The organism is Spirosoma jeollabukense (assembly GCF_054777855.1).
This window is the reverse complement of the sequence record NZ_BAAHAD010000013.1, coordinates 99286-114922: the sequence shown is the minus strand read 5'-3', so window position 1 is coordinate 114922 and position 15637 is coordinate 99286. Positions and strand designations below refer to the sequence as shown.

Below are 15637 nucleotides of genomic sequence, written 5' to 3'. Positions count from 1 at the left end.
ACAAGCACGATGGCTAAACAGAACAAACCCAAACGGTCACCCAGCTTAAAAATTTCGCCCGTCAGCGAAACGGCCCCCGAAGCCGAGCAACTCAAAGAACAGTTCTACGAACTGCTCTTGCCGGAAGAATACCAGGAACTGCGTCAGTACTTGGGGAACGATGGTTTTCTGAGTAATGATGAAATTAGTGCAGCCCTGCGAGATGGACGATTAGGGAGGAAGGAGCTTGCCGAAAAGCTTACGACGCTGAATCTTCCTACTGAAAACAAGGGCTTGCAGGAAAAATTAACAGACTACCTATGGGAACTGCACCAAATTGTTAAGGACCCAGCCTTAGACCAAATTCGAGCGGATCAGCTCTACCAAGTCGAGACCATTCAAGCCCTGCCAGAGACTAATGATAAACCGGGAGAGGCTGAACCAGCCAAGCAACGACACCCGGACCGAAGCCTGGAGATCGTAAACGGCGGGCTCATCGCTAACTTTCTCCACAATTTTAAAAAAGCATATAACCTTCAAGAAAATCCGTCGCTAGACATGGGAAAGAAAACGCGCTATCAATGGCAAGACGTCGAAGCATCCCTGGAAAAAATGGGGCTCACCCGGGAAATCTTAGCTGAAACAGGCAATCTGGACCGGTTACTAAAGGGCGAAAAAACCGGCGTAATTGACTTCAAATCGGTGTATAATAATCAGGAAACGGCCTTGCGGGGAAAGCTCTATTTGGTGGGGCAGGGGGAGGAAGTAAAACCCTATTTCCAAACTGTCAAGCAGACGCTGCAAGTGCCCGATCAAAAATGGGGCTACTCGTTTAGTCAGGAAGACAAAGATACGTTGAAACAAAAAGGGGAATTAGGTAAGCAGGTCGAGTTAGACGACCAGTATACGAAAAAGAAATTTACCGCTTACGTGGGGGTCGATCAGGAGACCAATTCGCTGACAGTTTGGCGGGCCGACCGGTTTCACGTACCTATTCAAATTAAAGGCGTTACCCTATCGAAAGAACAACAGGAAACTTTGCAACAAGGGGGAGCTATTCGCTTGAGTGGTTTGACGAGTGAAAACGGTCAGAAGTTTGATGCCGATGTCCAGGTGTCCGCTGGTAAACGAAGCCTCAGCTTTTCGCCCCCTTCCGAAGCGATCAAACAAACCCTCGATGTAAAAACAGCGAAGGAAATGGAACGGTCATCCGATCAACTGCAAGGCACTTCAGCCGGGGGGGCTACCACGAAGACTAGGTTACCTGAGCAACAACAAAAGAGGGACGCTACCAATCGTGGTATTGACCCGAACGTCGGTAACGCTGGAGAACAAACCGCTCAGAAGGAGTCAAGTAAAAAGAAAAGCCAAGCTAAAAACAAAAAGACCCAGAAGGATCAGGGTCTTAGCGTAGGGTGAGTGTAGCGTACGTTACTGACGAGCCCAGGTTAGTGTCGCTGTGTGAACTCTATTATCTTCACTGTCGATCACATCAATGTGCCGGTGCCAAATCATCGTCGACTGATCAACCGTCACATTGATGTACTCACCGGATTCGTAGGGCGATACAATACGTAACGTAGAGCCAGCGGCTTTCCAAACGCCCCCTTCGGCAAAACCAAACAGGGTCAGCGTGCGGGAGTTGCAGTTATCGGACGTTGTGCGCGAGATGGTACCGGCGCTGGTCATGTTCATGCGAAAATTATCAATGCATTCATCCCCAATCTGAGTTCGATACGCGGCTAATAAGTCCGTCACATCCTTACCCCATACGCCGGTTTCTGATGGGTCAATCGTTAAGGCCTGGAGTTTCCAGGTGCCAGCGACCAGCGCCGGATCAAACGCCGGGGTGAGCTCATCCCCACCCCCTTTTTTGCAGCTCAACAGCAGGGTAAGACTTACGAAAAGAATCAAACGTTTCATAGTTATCTATCTAGTAATTGGATACAAATATGCCTACCTACAACCAACCCAGTTTTCAGGATTACCGGAACCAAATCTCAATTATCGAACTGGCCCTGCATTCAGGATACGAGTGGCAACCCAAGAAAGGAAAAACGCTGCCTGTTCTTTACCATGCCGGGTTCGATGATCATATCGTCGTTAAAAACCCCAACGACTCAGCAAATCAAGTATATTTTAAAACGGGTTCCTACGCGGATCGCGGTACATTGATCAATTTCGTATCCAATCGGTTAACGGCCTGCTTTAGTCAATTCAACAATCCCAACCGTACCCCCGCGCAGTGCATTAACGACGTCCTCAAAGATTATCTGGGTATCGTTCCCGAGCGAAAGCAATCGGTGAAAAAGTTGGAAAACTTTATTCATCAAAGCTTTCGGGAAGCAGGCACTGAGAAGGAATTCTCTCTGGAACTCTATAAACTCAGCCAGCTACCCGACAAAAATTACCTGACCCAAGAACGCTATATTCTTCCCGAACTACTCAACTCACCCCAGTTTTCGGGGACAGTGGCCACCCAGCGATTCTATTTTGACGAGGGCAAACCAATCTACCTGGCTGGTAACCAACCCTCACCCAACGGTGAACGGGTACTGGAAAATATCGCCTTCCCGTACATTTCAGGCGATGGAGAAGCCATCAACGGATTGGAGCTGCGAAGCGCAACGTTTAAAAGTCACGCCGCCGGCTCAGACCGCAGCCACGGTGTATGGATCTCCAACGCCAATGAAATGCCAACGCAGCGGCTCCTCGTCGGTGAAAGCGCTATTGATTTGTTATCTTACCGACAAATGGAAATTAGTACGGGCCTCCATCCCCAGGCCGACAGCCGGTATGCCTCCATCGGTGGTAGCTTATCGCTGGATAATCTGACGACCCTGGAGAAATTCATGAATCCCTCAACGCAACTCGTATTGGCGTTTGACAACGATGATAAAGGAGCCCGTTACGCGCTTACGGCATTGGTGGCGATGTCAAAAGACAATTTATCGTTAACCCAGGCCAGTCAGCAGGGGTATGTTGCTCTACAGATTCCCTCACCTGCTCTCCAGAAAGTCTTTACAAGCTTACTTGAAGAACACAGCCGGGCCATGCAAACGTATATGCCTGAGACATTAAACGAAGGAGGGGCTGATTTAAAAAAGAACATGTTCCAATGGCGGGCAGAAGCCAACATACCCACACTGGAAATTCCGATTAATACGGCCCTGTTAAACACCGTAACGAATCAACTCATTCAGCACGGTCAGTTCACCCGCTCGGTAGCCATCGTTCGACCCAGGGGAAAGGATTTTAATGAAGATTTGAAAGCGGAACAACTCCGTCAGGTAAAACGGCCTATTCTTTTGATCAATACCACGAAAGGCCAGATCGTGAACCGATTTGCCACCGAAGATGCGGCTCATCAATTCATCGAGAACGAATTAACGAAAAAAACAATGCCACTTGGTAGCGAACTTCAATTACTAAAAATAGGGTCCACTAAGCTGAACCCAACCGTCCTAGGTGACATTCGCGTGACCCCCTCAGGTTTAGAAAATAGCTATTCGGATACGTTCAAAACGCAGGCTAATCGACAGCGCCATGAACCAAAGGTAACCAGCGAACGAACGTTGTAATAAGTAGGAAATATATTTTGTACAAAGCAGAATAGGGGTAGGAGAGAGGTATTGAGAACGTCAATGTAGGCTGAGCCTTAATCCTAATCCGTGACTAGGCACATTAACTGCTTAACTGCCTCTGAATAATCGTAACGTATTGTCCAGTAGAAGTTTGAAAATCCCCTAATAGTACATCGTCGCTTTTAAAAAAAGGAGAAAGAGGCTGAAGCCAACTTTTAGGGTATAGCTAAGAAAGCTCCACTTATGCCAAATTTTTGATCTTTGTAAGGTGTATGGTGTATGTCGTCAGCCAAAAGTGGACAGATGCGGGTGACGATATACACTTTAACTTCGAAACATTTATTGAATTGACGCTGCTCAATTATTAGAAATAGTCAATTACTTTTTACGGATAGCAGTGAGCTCCATATTCCAAATATAGACAACTCCTGTGTTTACGCATGGAGGTCTTAAATTGCCACTGACTAGATAATCGTATTCCCCAGTTTTAGATGTAGACAAGCCGCTGAGCATCGAGGTATCACACAAGAATAGCGTTCTAGTAACTGCGCCATTAGTAGAGACAGCTTTTTCTAAAGTTAAATACCTACCCGCTGAAATAGTTATCTGTGCTGGCACGTCTGTAACACTTTCAGTCGCTTTTCCTTTACAGCCGCATCCGCTTTCCTGCTCAATAGCTCCCTGATGACAGCTAGATGTGAGTAAAATGCATATAATCGTCAGACAGTTGATTGGCTTTTTGTTCATGGTCCAGTTTTATCATAAGATTATCTTATTGCTGGAAAGGTTGGATAGCACTGTTGTATAAGTGCAATTATGTTAGTCGATTTGAAAAAATCAAAATTCACTGATGTCTTATAGCCGTTACATCAATCAAGGCTTGAGTTTGACTACAGCTCCCTGTTGGGTTTTTAAAGCGAATCCATACGGAAGCGGGTAATTTCAATTTAGCTGCATCATCATAAGGCTTAGGGAGCGAAAGAGTTCGGTACAAACCATCGTTTTCCATTTGAAGTGTGTATCCGCCACTACAAGCAACAAACCCCACTGTATAATCAAGTATTGTTACCTTAACCTCTTCGGGTTCAACTTCGCTTTTGTGACAGTCAGTCAAACAAAATAAGAGTAGAAAGAGACAGTAAATCTTCATGATTGTGATGTTTTTCTACAGGACCCTAACGGTTGTAGCTCCGTTGTAATGCTCCTCGGACCCGCTGTATTAGGGCCATTATGATTACCTAAAGCCTCGATTCAACCGTTACGTCAAAGCGACCCAACTAACTAGTTAGTTGGCAGATCAGGTGTAAATCCTAATTTGGCTAGAACTCCTTCATACGAACTGACACCCTCAAAGGCCAAAGCCCCATTAATATCTGGTTCGTCGTCTTCGTTAAGAGGAACCACCCATGCTGTAGCCTTATTTTCAGCAGAGACTGGAATACTTACCGCAACTTTAGTGACAATAACCTCCATATGCGTGTATTTACTTAAATCATCGGGATGAGGAATTCGCAATACCCAAAGTATAGGAGCTGGAAGTTTATAGTAACTATCTATATTCCCATTGGCATCTACATCAATGCCTACAGGAATAAGATCTTTTAATAAATAATGAGAAAGCATAAATTTTTAAATCACTAAACTATCACCCACTTCAAGAACCGCCCTAAGGTTCACGAATAGAGAGGTTTGTTGACTCCATTATAGAAGCGATAATAAGTCTATTTCGCAGTTAATATATTACTCCACTTGGTCGTATAACACGAAGTAAGCCACTGCTGTTTCTTATTCCAGGATGAGTCATAGCCATACAGCTAGCGTGACCCGCTTCTGACCACAGCTTTATGAAGATTGATTGCCGCTTGACAGGTAATTCCTAGCAAATAGACAAATAGGAAAGGAGTATCATGGCAGCAAGACTTGCCTCTCAACTTAAGGAACAAAAGCATTGCTTTATTTAGTAATTTCATACCCTTTTATAAGGGAGTCCACTAGCGAATTTATCATGACTCTTAACGAGTTCAATACGTTATCAAGATAGGATCAGTATCAACGTGTTTGGGACCAGGGTTCTTTCTTGCTAAGTCGACCTGTCGAAAAATCACGCGTTAATTTGTATGCGTTGGGTGATTTTTTTGTTGAGATTCGCGACGAACGGATAATCAAATTACTGGTTGCCGATCTTTCCGCAGTAAAGTCGCTTTGGAGCCTTACTTAAGCCACATTACCATCACTTCATTGTTTGAATAATTGCCACCTGAAACAATTCAAAGTGGCATTTTTGGGTTTCCTTTTAAATAACGGCAGCTACTACTTACCGCCGATAGTGAGTTAACAGTTACAAATTCCGAGTTTTAGAATTTCCTATGGAAAAGATTATTTTGATTACAGGCGCTTCAACGGGCCTGGGTGAGACCATTGCCAATTACCTAACCAAGCAGAATTACGTAGTATATGGCACCTCACGGTCCATTGAACGCCTGCCGAAACCATTCAATACGCTGAATATGGACGTATGTGACGATGAAAGTATTAAGAATGCTGTTCAACGGATCATCGAAAAACATGGTCGTATAGACGTACTTATAAACAATGCTGGTCTGGCTATCGCAGGACCGGTCGAAGCCCTTCCGCTGGAAGAAGTACAACGGGTATTTGACACCAACGTCATGGGTACGCTACGTACGATTCAAGCCGTTTTACCATCTATGCGAACCCTTAAGTCAGGCTTAATTATTAATATCAGTTCGATTGCCGCTGAAGCTGGTTTGCCTTTTAGGGGAGGCTATTGCGCTTCGAAAGCCGCCGTGGATCGGCTGACGGAAGCCTTACGATTTGAGGTTGCACAGTTCGGTATTCAAGCCTGTTACGTGCAGCCGGGCGGGACAAAAACCGACATCAATAAAAATAGACTACGCGTCTCATTGCCTAACGACAGTGCTTACAAAGAAACATTTGACCGTACTTATGAATTAATCGACGAGAGTGTCAGCGGGGGGATCGAAGCCGACGTATTTGGGCCGTTGATTGAGGAAATTATTGAGTCTAAGCAAGTTGAGCGGATGTACCGGGTTGGTAAACCACTGGAAAAGTTTTCTGTGGTGCTGAAGAAATTACTGCCTACCACCATTTATGAGCGAATGATTCGGAATCATTATAAAATGTAGCTCTGCTAGCCAATCCTCTTACACACTAATGATACTTAAATCAAGTGAACTCAATATCAGCCATCTACTGCACAGGGCGCTCCAAAAATTAACGCGACCAGTGGCTGAAAGTCAGCGCCGGTTGCTTTTAGTTGTTAACATTACTTATCTGGTGCTGGCAGCTGAGTACATCCTAACGGAATGGTTCTCCACGGGCCGGGCAGTGCCCGTGCAAGTGTTATGGTATGTGTACGTTCTGGTTGGGGTTACCAATGCCATTTCGCTCGTGTACACCTATGTTAACATGAGCCCTACTCAATCCCGGAATATACTAGGGTTCACTATCGCTTTTAAAACAACAAACAAGTTTGAACAACGCCTGCGATGGGCAAGTCTGATAGCCATCATGATGATGAGCTTCTGTTTTATGATTGGCTTGGGTAATCCTAGTAATGATACATTATTAACTGATTTTGGATTGGGACATTCACTCATTGTGCTCGTTGCAATGCTGCTGGGTAGAGAAGCATCGTTTATCTGGTTTTCAATCGTATTGGGTATTCTGGTTTATACAACTTTTATGGAGAAAGGGTATTCCTACCAGTATAATTACCTGACGTCAGTTGAATCGACACGCTACGAGACTGCGTTAGCTAAGGGTGAAAAATGGGCTGTCAACCGGCAGGAGCTGTTGAAGAGTCAGCACATGAACTCTCCCAAGGCTTCCCGCTATTTTAATATGTGGGTTTGCTTCATAGTGGTAGCGTATCTGTCAGCTTATTTCTTTACTGATAGTGCCAAAAAGATGACTGAAGTTGTTCCCGATGTAGAAGCAGATATGAAAGTAGCTCTCGAAGAGGCTCGTCGGCAGGATTTAAAAAGTGCATTACTGAAAGAGGAAGCCCTTAAAACAGAGCTGAAGAATTTAAAGGCCCAGATTAATCCACACTTCTTATTTAACACGCTGAACTACTTCTACATGAAAAGTTCGGAGTACTCCGATGAATTAGCTAATTCTATTTTGATGCTTTCTGACATCATGCAGTATAGTGTACGAGACAATGTAGATCGTGTTAATTTGGATGAAGAGATCAAACACATGCGGCACTTTATTGAGCTGCTCCAGTTGCGTAACAACAATAAACTATGCATTGACTTTTCGGTAAAGGGCTCAGTTGACCAAATTCAGGTATTACCCTTCCTCTTTATTGGTCTGTTGGAAAACGCATTTAAACACGGAAATATGCTTAATCCCGAAAAGCCATTGATCATAACTATTGAAGCTACTCCTCCTCATCTTAAATTTTTCACTTGCAATCAGAAAAACCTTAAAAAGAGGGTTAGCTCAACACTTATTGGCCTGAATAACACACGTCGGCGACTGGATTTAACGTACCGCAATTATTCATTTGATATTAATCAGGACGAAGAAAGCTTTTGTATCGATTTATCAGTAAATACGAATGATCTGCAAGATGGGTTAGCATCTCAAACCGAGGTTTAACAAGATCCACTTTTAAATATTGATAACATGACCTGTATTGTTTTAGACGATGAAGAACTATCAGTTAATTTTTTAGTTGATAAGAATATCAGGAAAGTCCCATATTTAAAGTTAATGGGCACTTTCACTGATCCGCAAAAAGCCCTTCTTTTTCTACAAACGAATACCGTCGATTTAATTTTTCTGGACATAGAGATGCCCAATTTTGACATCGACGGTATTGACTTTATGAAACTTATGAAAGCTGACCAGCGATATATCTTGATAACGGCTCACGCAGAATATGCTTTGGAGAGTTACGAATATAATGTAGTCGATTACCTTCGTAAACCGTATTCGTTCGATCGCTTTGCTAAGGCAGTGCAAAAAGCACAGGAACGAATTCAACTGCCAGCCCAGGCTCAAGAGATTAGTCCAAAACTTATCGATTCCTTATACGTTAGGTCAGACAACAAGAAAGTTCGTATGCTGTTCGATTCCATATGCTACGTGGAAGCAGATCGAAACTACGCCACTATTTTTCGCGCTGACGATCATATCGCTACCAAAACGACTCTTAATAAATTGGAAGGGGAATTTCCCGTCACTCATTTTAGGCGGGTTCACAAATCCTATATTGTTTCACTGGATAAAATCGAGTTTGTGGAAAAGGATCAAATCGGAGTCAAACGAACGGAAGGAATCGTTATGATTCCACTAAGTAGCCTATACAAAAAAGAGTTACTTCAGGCGATAGAAAAAGGCTAAGCATATTCTTTTCAACATCACAAATTGTGTACTTTAGAAACCAATGTTTTTATACACTTTTTCTAAACCTATTACATTCAGCAGTAAGGTGTTGGGTAGGAGAGGGTATTTGGGATCCTACAAAAGATTAACTAGAATATCATTTTTATGGAGGTATTTATGAACGATTTTATCTTTTGTTCGTTTGAAACTGGAGCTGCTACATTTGACTGGACATTAAGTTAAGGACGATCTAACTTAGTGGACAATGAAAACAAGGAGACAGTACGACGACGAGTTCAAAAAGATGGCCGTGGAGCTTTCAGAGGCAAAAGGTTCTTTAAAAGCAACCGCTGAAGAATTAGGCATAACCCCACAAATTCTAACCAGATGGCGCAGAGAACGAGTGGTGACTCCAAGCACCCCAGCCGTTAGCAGGGCCCAGGTGAGCCAAGAGCAACAAGAAATACTGCGGCTGAAAAAGGAGCTTAAACAAGCCGAATTGGAACGCGATATCTTAAAAAAGGCGGTCGGCATCTTCTCCAGGAGCGACGGAAAATATTCGGATTTATAAAGGCTCACCATCATGAGTTTCCCGTTGAGACCGGTCCGCCGGTGCGGATGTGTAAAGTGCTACTAGTGAGCCGCAGTAGCTATTATTATTGGCTAGCCCAACGACCATCCAAAAGAGCCAGTGAAAATGACGCTATCACTCAATTAATCAGCAGCTTATTCAAAGCCAGTAAAGGACGATATGGGAGCCCAAAAATCACGCGAGATCTGAAGGCCCAGGGCGTAAAGGTATCCCGGCCCCGGGTGGCCAGACTCATGAAGCAGGCTAATCTGAAAAGTGTTATTCAGAAGAAGTATGTGGTCACGACTACGGATTCCAAGCACACTTACCCGGTGGCCGAAAATCATTTGAACCGCCAATTTAATCCGGTAAAACCGGGCCAGGCCTGGGTTTCGGATCTGACGTATATCCGGACTGGTGAATGCTGGCTGTACCTGACTATGATTATGGATTTGTATGATCGGAAAGTGATTGGCTGGGCTTTGAGTACGTCCATGAAGGCCGCTGAAACAACCATTCCGGCTTGGCAGATGGCGATTAAAAACCGGCCTATTGAGCGGGATTTAATCTTTCACTCTGATCGAGGAGTGCAGTATGCCTGTTATAGTTTTACTAGACTGCTGAAAAAACACCCGCTGGTTACACAAAGCATGAGTGGAAAAGGTAACTGTTGGGACAATGCCGTAGCCGAAAGCTTTTTCAAAAGCTTAAAGTCAGAAATGATTTACCAACACGACTTTAAAACTAGAGAAGCGGCTAAACAGGCGACGTTTGAATACATCGAGATCTGGTACAATCGGCAACGGAGGCATTCATCGCTGGGGTATCTTTCCCCCTTTGACTATTATAATGGGCAACAGCAACATGTTGCTTAAAGATTTGTCCAGTATTGTGTTGCAAGTCCAAACACAATTGTCTGTATCACAACAAATTAGGTAGTTCAAAAAATAGTAATAGCTAGCATTAAATTGGACGAAATTTTATGTAGATTTTAAATAGATCTAGGAAGTCTTTTTTAGGATAAAAAATTGACAACTTATTTCCGAGTAAGACACTAGGGGTATATACCCTAAACTAGTACCGCCCAACGGACTGGTTGGTTAGATGTACCCGCTCTTCAAATTGGCCGAGATTCAACAGAGTCGTTAATGCGATACGAAGTACTCAAATAGGCATCAGGTTCGTACATCCGATCCATAACCGCTACGGCTGCCCGGCGCAAGTCGTACGCGACTCCGAGACGAACCGTGAATTACGATCGGTTTCTTTAATGCATTAGTAGCTAGTCGCTAGATTATAACGTCATAGTAGGTTTATGGAATAGGCGAAGGTATTTTATCTAGGCATAATCAGTCCTTCACTTAATAGCCTTCTTATGTTCGACAATTATTTTCGAAGTGCTTGGCGTAACCTAAAACGTCATAAGCTGTCTACTTCAATCAACCTGCTCGGATTGGTTGTCAGTATGGCTAGTTGTATCCTGATTATGCTGTACGTTCAGCAGGAACTGAGCTATGACAATTACCACCAAAACGCGAATCGCATCTTTCGGCTGACGACCCGCTTAACCACGGATGGTAAAGAAAATCATACAGCTTGGACGCCCAACTTTATCGGTGAACAAATACGGACGGACTATGCAGAAGTTGAAACCATCATCCGCCTGCAAGCCAATTCAGGCAAAACTACGTTTAAGTTAGTTCCACACTCAACGGCTAAAGCGCCCCGATTAGTGAGCATCGATCAAGTATACAACGTCTACGACCCAGTCTTTTTACAGGTATTTACTTACCCCATGCTGGAAGGTGATTTACAAACCGCTCTCATTCGACCCGGCTCAGCCGTCATTACCGAGAGTGTGGCCCGCAAATTTTTTGGTTTAGACTGGCAGGTAGGGAAAGGCATACTCGGAGAAGTCATCCAGTCGGGCGGAAACACGTATCAGATTACCGGCGTACTACGGGATATACCATCTGCTACCGATATGCCATTCCAGGTGTTACTTTCCCAAGATGCTGAGAAGTTAGAGAACCAGGCTTGGTGTATTCTTTACGTCTTGTTTAAGCAGTCGAACAATGGAGCCAGCTTTCCCCCAAAACTAGATCATATTGCCCAAAAAATACAGCCCGACTTTGCCAAAAGAGGGGGCCATATTGCCTTCGCCCTGGAGAATCTGAAGGATATTCATCTGGGTGAACCTAAACTGTTCGATACGCCCAAGGCCAATCGTGCCTATTTGATTATCTTCTCCATTGTAGCTGGATTTTTGTTGTTAATTGCCTCGATTAACTATATCAACCTTTCCCTAGCCCAATCGGTTGGGCGAAGCCGGGAAGTAGGCGTTCGCAAAGCGATTGGGGCAGCCCGTTTTCAGTTACTAGGTCTATTTCTGGGTGAGTCCCTGCTGTTAACCGGAGTTGCCTTAGTGCTCTCGCTGATCCTAGTCATCCTGCTGTTACCTATCTATAACGAACTAGCTGATACCCATTTCTCGCTTGTTTCGCTCCTGAATTGGCCGATAGCCAGCTTGCTGGGGGCTATTTTTATTATCTTGGGCGTTTTAGCCGGAAGCTACCCGGCTTCTTACCTGTCTTCTTTTGAGCCAGTAAGTGCCTTAAAGGGAAAACTGCGTCTGGGTGGAAAATCAGCGAAAGTTCAGCTTGGGCAAGGGCTAGTCGTGCTACAGTTTACCATTTCGATAACCATCATCATCGGTACGCTGGTCGTCTATAAACAATTACACTATCTGCAACATAAGAATCTGGGCTTTCAACGAGAACAGGTACTCGTATTGGACGTTCCCCCGGCAGCGGCTAGCGGAGCTATATCTACCCTTAAAAAGGCTCTTTCTGAGTTGACTTATTTGCGCGCAGTAGCGCTGAGCGGCTCTAATTCACTCCCTAGCCAGGAGATGAACCTGTCAGCGTTCAACCTGGAAAAGGATGGCAAAATGCTTCCACTGCCCCAGCGAAGCATTGATATTGACGAAAACTATCTGGCGGTGTTAGGCATTCCCCTGGTTGCCGGTCGAAATTTTACGACTGTAAAGCTCAGCGCTGAGAAGCCAGGGGAGGCAATCCATGACGTGATGGTCAATGAAACCTTGGTAAAAAAGATGGGATGGGGACCCGGACCTGAAGCAGCCCTTGGAAAGAGCCTTAGCCAAGGGCCGACCGGCGAAGAGACCTGGCGCGGTAGCGTAGTCGGCGTAATTAAGGATTTTCATTTTCAGTCCCCTCATAAGCCGATTGAGCCAATGGTTTTGCAGAATAACGCGGAGCAATTTCCCCAAAAGATACTCGTGCGTTTATCGGCTGGACAATTACCCTTACAAATCAACCTGGTCGAAAGCCAATGGGAAAAAGTCGTACCGAATCAGGCCTTCGATTTTACCTTTCTGGATGCGACGTTCGAGAAGCAGTACCGCCAGGAGCGTCGCCTAGTTACGATCTTTACTTATTTTAGCCTGCTGACGATTATCGTCGCCTGCCTGGGACTCTACGGGTTGTCTTCGTTTGCCACCGCTCAACGAACTAAAGAAGTCGGGGTTCGCAAAGTGATGGGCGCCAATGAATCTGGTTTAATCTACCTGTTGTCGAAGGAGTTTCTACGACTGGTAGGACTGGCTATTTTGCTGGCGAGTCCGCTGGCTTGGTTTGCTATGAATCGCTGGTTGCAGGAGTTTGCTTACCAAACGTCCATTGGCCTAGGAGAATTTGTGATGGCCGGAGGAGTAGCCCTATTGATTGCGGCCCTGACGACTGGCTATCATGCCATACGATTGGCTCGTAGAAATCCAGTACGAGCTTTACGGCACGAATAGATTCCGATATAGTGGGGTTAATAGTTGATCCAACAGTAGTTTACAATCAGCTTGTATTGACCACGAAAAAGGAAATAGGCTGTATCAAGAAAGCCGATAAATTGATCACGGCTTACTGATTATCTAAGCAAGCCGTGAGCTAGTTAATGGTCGGCCACTGAGGTTCGTTTTTTGAATAAATTCCTTCGTTCCCACCTATTTCACACGCAATATATCCGATTGCTTAGGATAGAAAGGGTAACAAGCCCCTATCTTCAGGCTGACGAACCGAACATGTATATTTTTAGTGGCCGTTCAGAACGAATGAAGATATTGTTAATAGAAGACGAGCCTGATCTACAGCAGGCTGTGCGTCACTATCTGGAAGGGGAGGGATACACCGTTACAACTGCCGGTACGTATCCAGAGGCTGCTCAAAAAGCGAACGATTACGACTACGATTGTGTCGTGGTGGATTTAATGTTGCCCGGCGGACACGGGTTCGACCTAGTGCGGGCTTTAAAAAGTCGTAAGTCAGCGGCTGGGATTATTGTAGTCACAGCGAAGGATACCCTGACGGATAAACTCACCGGACTTGAGATCGGCGCGGATGATTACCTGACCAAACCCTTTCATCTGCCGGAACTGAATGCCCGAATTAGGTCGGTACTCCGTCGGCGGTTATTTGGCGGACATGAGCAGTTAAAGGCAGGGGAACTGACTCTCTGGTTAAATCAGCAACGCGTTCACATTGGTGATACGGATGCCAAATTGACGAGTAAAGAGTATGAACTACTCCTGTTTCTGGTCACCAACGCTGACCGACTCCTATCCAAATCGGCCATCGCCGAGCATGTCTGGGGTGACGCGATGGATGCCGTTGATTCGCACGAGTTTCTCTATACCCATGTAAAGAATCTGCGCCGGAAACTCATGGCGGCTGGCAGCCCTGATTATATTCAGACCCGTTATGGAGCTGGTTACATCTTTTCTGTTCGTACGCCATGAGTCTGTTCAGCCAAACAGCCCGTTACCTGTTGCTGACGGCCTTTCTTATTGCCCTACTGGGGTCGGTTGGATTCTTTACGCTCATCCATCGCAAAATTCGGCATGAAGTAGACGAAATTCTGATCAGTCAGGTAGAACAGGCCCAAAAGCGGCTTCAGCAAAAGCCGCTCGTCCGACTTGGCGATGGCGATGATAATCCGCATATCGAATCCGTCAGCCAACCGATACAGTCTGAATATAGGGATCTGACAATTCTGGATTCAGTAGAAGCGAATGAAACCATTGCCGTGCGCCAGTTTCAGACAACGGTGAACGTCGGCGGGCAGTATTATCTCGTGAGGACTCGTCTCCCATATTATGAATTTAACGAGTTGGCACGTGATCTGTCGATTTGGATCATCATCGGCTTTTTGGCGCTTATGGCCTTGTCCGTTCTGGTAGGACTCGGCTTTTCAAGACGTTTATGGCGTCCTTTCTATATCACGATCGATCAGCTTGGCCAATTTAAGCTCGATCAGCTTGCGAGCCCATTCTTTCCCCAGACTCACATACGGGAGTTTAATTTACTGAGCCAGTCACTAGGCGAATTAACCCGAAAACTACGGCAGCAGTTTTCCCTGCAGAAGCAGTTTACCGAAAATGCGTCCCATGAACTACAAACGCCTTTAGCCATCGCATTAGCTGAGTTAGATTTTTTGCTCCAGTCGCAGTACCTAACTGAAGATGACCATTCACATTTACAACGAGCTACCAATGCTCTGAGCCGCTTAAGCCAGTTAAATCGCTCCCTTTTATTACTAACGCAGGTTGAAAACGACCAGTTTTCGGCCGATGAAACCGTCAATCTGAGTACGCTCGTCAATCAGTCTATGCTTGATTTTGAGCCCTTTTTCGTCCACAAACACTTGATTGTTACCCAAACCATTCAGCCAGATGTAGGACTATTTATAAACCGTCAACTGGCGGAGATACTAATTACCAATCTCTTAAAAAATACGGCACGGCATTGTCCCGTTGGCGGTCGTGTTGCGCTTTCATTGACAAATTCTCAACTGACGATTTGCAATTCGGGAGAGCCGCTTCCGTTTGCCGAAAGTCAGTTATTTAATCGGTTTGTCAAGGATCCTGCCCGCCCTGATTCCATTGGGTTAGGCCTGGCTTTAGTTAAGCAAATCTGCGATCGGTACGGACTGCCACTGACCTATCAGTATGAACAGACCCGTAGAGAGCATTCATTCCAAATCGGACTTATAAACTCAAAAGCGAACAACTTCAAAATTGCTTCATAATTCATGTCGAAACTTGCTGGCAAAT

General features: G+C 45.0%; 13 protein-coding genes. 9 read left to right on the top strand and 4 right to left on the bottom strand.

The genetic code is table 11. From position 1 onward, the window contains the following. Nucleotides 1–9 precede the first annotated feature (9 nt). A complete protein-coding gene (locus ACYVEA_RS29970; protein ID WP_461117054.1) occupies nt 10–1398 on the top strand; it encodes a DUF3945 domain-containing protein in 1389 nt (462 codons plus the stop codon). A gap of 12 nt (nt 1399–1410) precedes the next feature. On the opposite strand, the gene ACYVEA_RS29965 is transcribed toward ACYVEA_RS29970, so the two are convergent. Next, nucleotides 1411–1902, bottom strand: a complete 492-nt coding sequence (locus ACYVEA_RS29965; protein ID WP_461117053.1) for a hypothetical protein — start codon at nt 1900–1902, stop codon at nt 1411–1413. Between the two features lie 29 nt (nt 1903–1931). On the opposite strand from ACYVEA_RS29965, the gene ACYVEA_RS29960 reads away from it, so the two are divergent. Further along, nucleotides 1932–3560 carry a toprim domain-containing protein gene (locus ACYVEA_RS29960; RefSeq protein WP_461117052.1) on the top strand — a complete coding sequence of 543 codons (1629 nt, stop codon included), beginning with the start codon at nt 1932–1934 and terminating at the stop codon, nt 3558–3560. Nucleotides 3561–4407: 847 nt separating this feature from the next. Here the strand turns inward: ACYVEA_RS29960 and ACYVEA_RS29955 are convergent. The 3 genes from ACYVEA_RS29955 to ACYVEA_RS29945 all read right to left on the bottom strand — a co-directional run bounded on the left by ACYVEA_RS29955 (nt 4408) and on the right by ACYVEA_RS29945 (nt 5377). Further along, nucleotides 4408–4713, bottom strand: a complete 306-nt coding sequence (locus ACYVEA_RS29955) for a hypothetical protein (RefSeq protein ID WP_461117051.1) — start codon at nt 4711–4713, stop codon at nt 4408–4410. Between the two features lie 131 nt (nt 4714–4844). Further along, nucleotides 4845–5186 (bottom strand): hypothetical protein, encoded by a 342-nt coding sequence (locus tag ACYVEA_RS29950; protein WP_461117050.1) that lies wholly within the window; start codon nt 5184–5186, stop codon nt 4845–4847. A 98-nt stretch (nt 5187–5284) separates the two neighbouring features. Further along, on the bottom strand, nt 5285–5377 hold the full coding sequence (locus ACYVEA_RS29945; protein ID WP_461117124.1) for a DUF4113 domain-containing protein: 93 nt from the start codon (nt 5375–5377) through the stop codon (nt 5285–5287). A gap of 552 nt (nt 5378–5929) precedes the next feature. Here ACYVEA_RS29945 and ACYVEA_RS29940 point away from each other — a divergent pair. The 7 genes from ACYVEA_RS29940 to ACYVEA_RS29910 all read left to right on the top strand — a co-directional run bounded on the left by ACYVEA_RS29940 (nt 5930) and on the right by ACYVEA_RS29910 (nt 15612). After that, nucleotides 5930–6730: an SDR family oxidoreductase gene (locus ACYVEA_RS29940; protein WP_461117049.1), complete on the top strand. Its 801-nt coding sequence runs from the start codon at nt 5930–5932 to the stop codon at nt 6728–6730. Between the two features lie 28 nt (nt 6731–6758). Then, entirely contained in the window at nt 6759–8213 is a 1455-nt protein-coding gene (locus ACYVEA_RS29935) for a sensor histidine kinase (protein ID WP_461117048.1), read from the top strand. A 27-nt stretch (nt 8214–8240) separates the two neighbouring features. Next, complete coding sequence (locus ACYVEA_RS29930) at nt 8241–8960, top strand: LytR/AlgR family response regulator transcription factor (protein WP_461117047.1); 720 nt, start codon at nt 8241–8243, stop codon at nt 8958–8960. A 247-nt stretch (nt 8961–9207) separates the two neighbouring features. Beyond that, nucleotides 9208–10388 (top strand): IS3 family transposase gene (locus ACYVEA_RS29925; protein WP_461117046.1). Its coding sequence is split into 2 segments (ribosomal slippage): nt 9208–9454 and nt 9454–10388, totalling 1182 coding nucleotides; the frame shifts between segments, so codons are not numbered across the junction. A 500-nt stretch (nt 10389–10888) separates the two neighbouring features. Continuing rightward, complete coding sequence (locus tag ACYVEA_RS29920; RefSeq protein ID WP_461117045.1) at nt 10889–13336, top strand: ABC transporter permease; 2448 nt, start codon at nt 10889–10891, stop codon at nt 13334–13336. Nucleotides 13337–13639: 303 nt separating this feature from the next. Further along, the gene (locus tag ACYVEA_RS29915) at nt 13640–14323 is read left to right on the top strand and encodes a response regulator transcription factor (RefSeq protein ID WP_461117044.1); all 684 of its coding nucleotides are present in this window, start codon (nt 13640–13642) and stop codon (nt 14321–14323) included. Beyond that, the gene (locus ACYVEA_RS29910; RefSeq protein WP_461117043.1) at nt 14320–15612 is read left to right on the top strand and encodes a sensor histidine kinase; all 1293 of its coding nucleotides are present in this window, start codon (nt 14320–14322) and stop codon (nt 15610–15612) included. The genes ACYVEA_RS29915 and ACYVEA_RS29910 overlap by 4 nt, the downstream gene beginning before the upstream one ends. Nucleotides 15613–15637 lie beyond the last annotated feature (25 nt).

Bases quoted from the DNA above. Each gene is read 5' to 3' on its own strand.
- ACYVEA_RS29970 (WP_461117054.1), top strand. From the start codon at position 10: ATGGCTAAACAGAACAAACCCAAACGGTCACCCAGCTTAAAAATTTCG.
- ACYVEA_RS29965 (WP_461117053.1), bottom strand. From the start codon at position 1,902: ATGAAACGTTTGATTCTTTTCGTAAGTCTTACCCTGCTGTTGAGCTGC.
- ACYVEA_RS29960 (WP_461117052.1), top strand. From the start codon at position 1,932: ATGCCTACCTACAACCAACCCAGTTTTCAGGATTACCGGAACCAAATC.
- ACYVEA_RS29955 (WP_461117051.1), bottom strand. From the start codon at position 4,713: ATGAAGATTTACTGTCTCTTTCTACTCTTATTTTGTTTGACTGACTGT.
- ACYVEA_RS29950 (WP_461117050.1), bottom strand. From the start codon at position 5,186: ATGCTTTCTCATTATTTATTAAAAGATCTTATTCCTGTAGGCATTGAT.
- ACYVEA_RS29940 (WP_461117049.1), top strand. From the start codon at position 5,930: ATGGAAAAGATTATTTTGATTACAGGCGCTTCAACGGGCCTGGGTGAG.
- ACYVEA_RS29935 (WP_461117048.1), top strand. From the start codon at position 6,759: ATGATACTTAAATCAAGTGAACTCAATATCAGCCATCTACTGCACAGG.
- ACYVEA_RS29930 (WP_461117047.1), top strand. From the start codon at position 8,241: ATGACCTGTATTGTTTTAGACGATGAAGAACTATCAGTTAATTTTTTA.
- ACYVEA_RS29920 (WP_461117045.1), top strand. From the start codon at position 10,889: ATGTTCGACAATTATTTTCGAAGTGCTTGGCGTAACCTAAAACGTCAT.
- ACYVEA_RS29915 (WP_461117044.1), top strand. From the start codon at position 13,640: ATGAAGATATTGTTAATAGAAGACGAGCCTGATCTACAGCAGGCTGTG.
- ACYVEA_RS29910 (WP_461117043.1), top strand. From the start codon at position 14,320: ATGAGTCTGTTCAGCCAAACAGCCCGTTACCTGTTGCTGACGGCCTTT.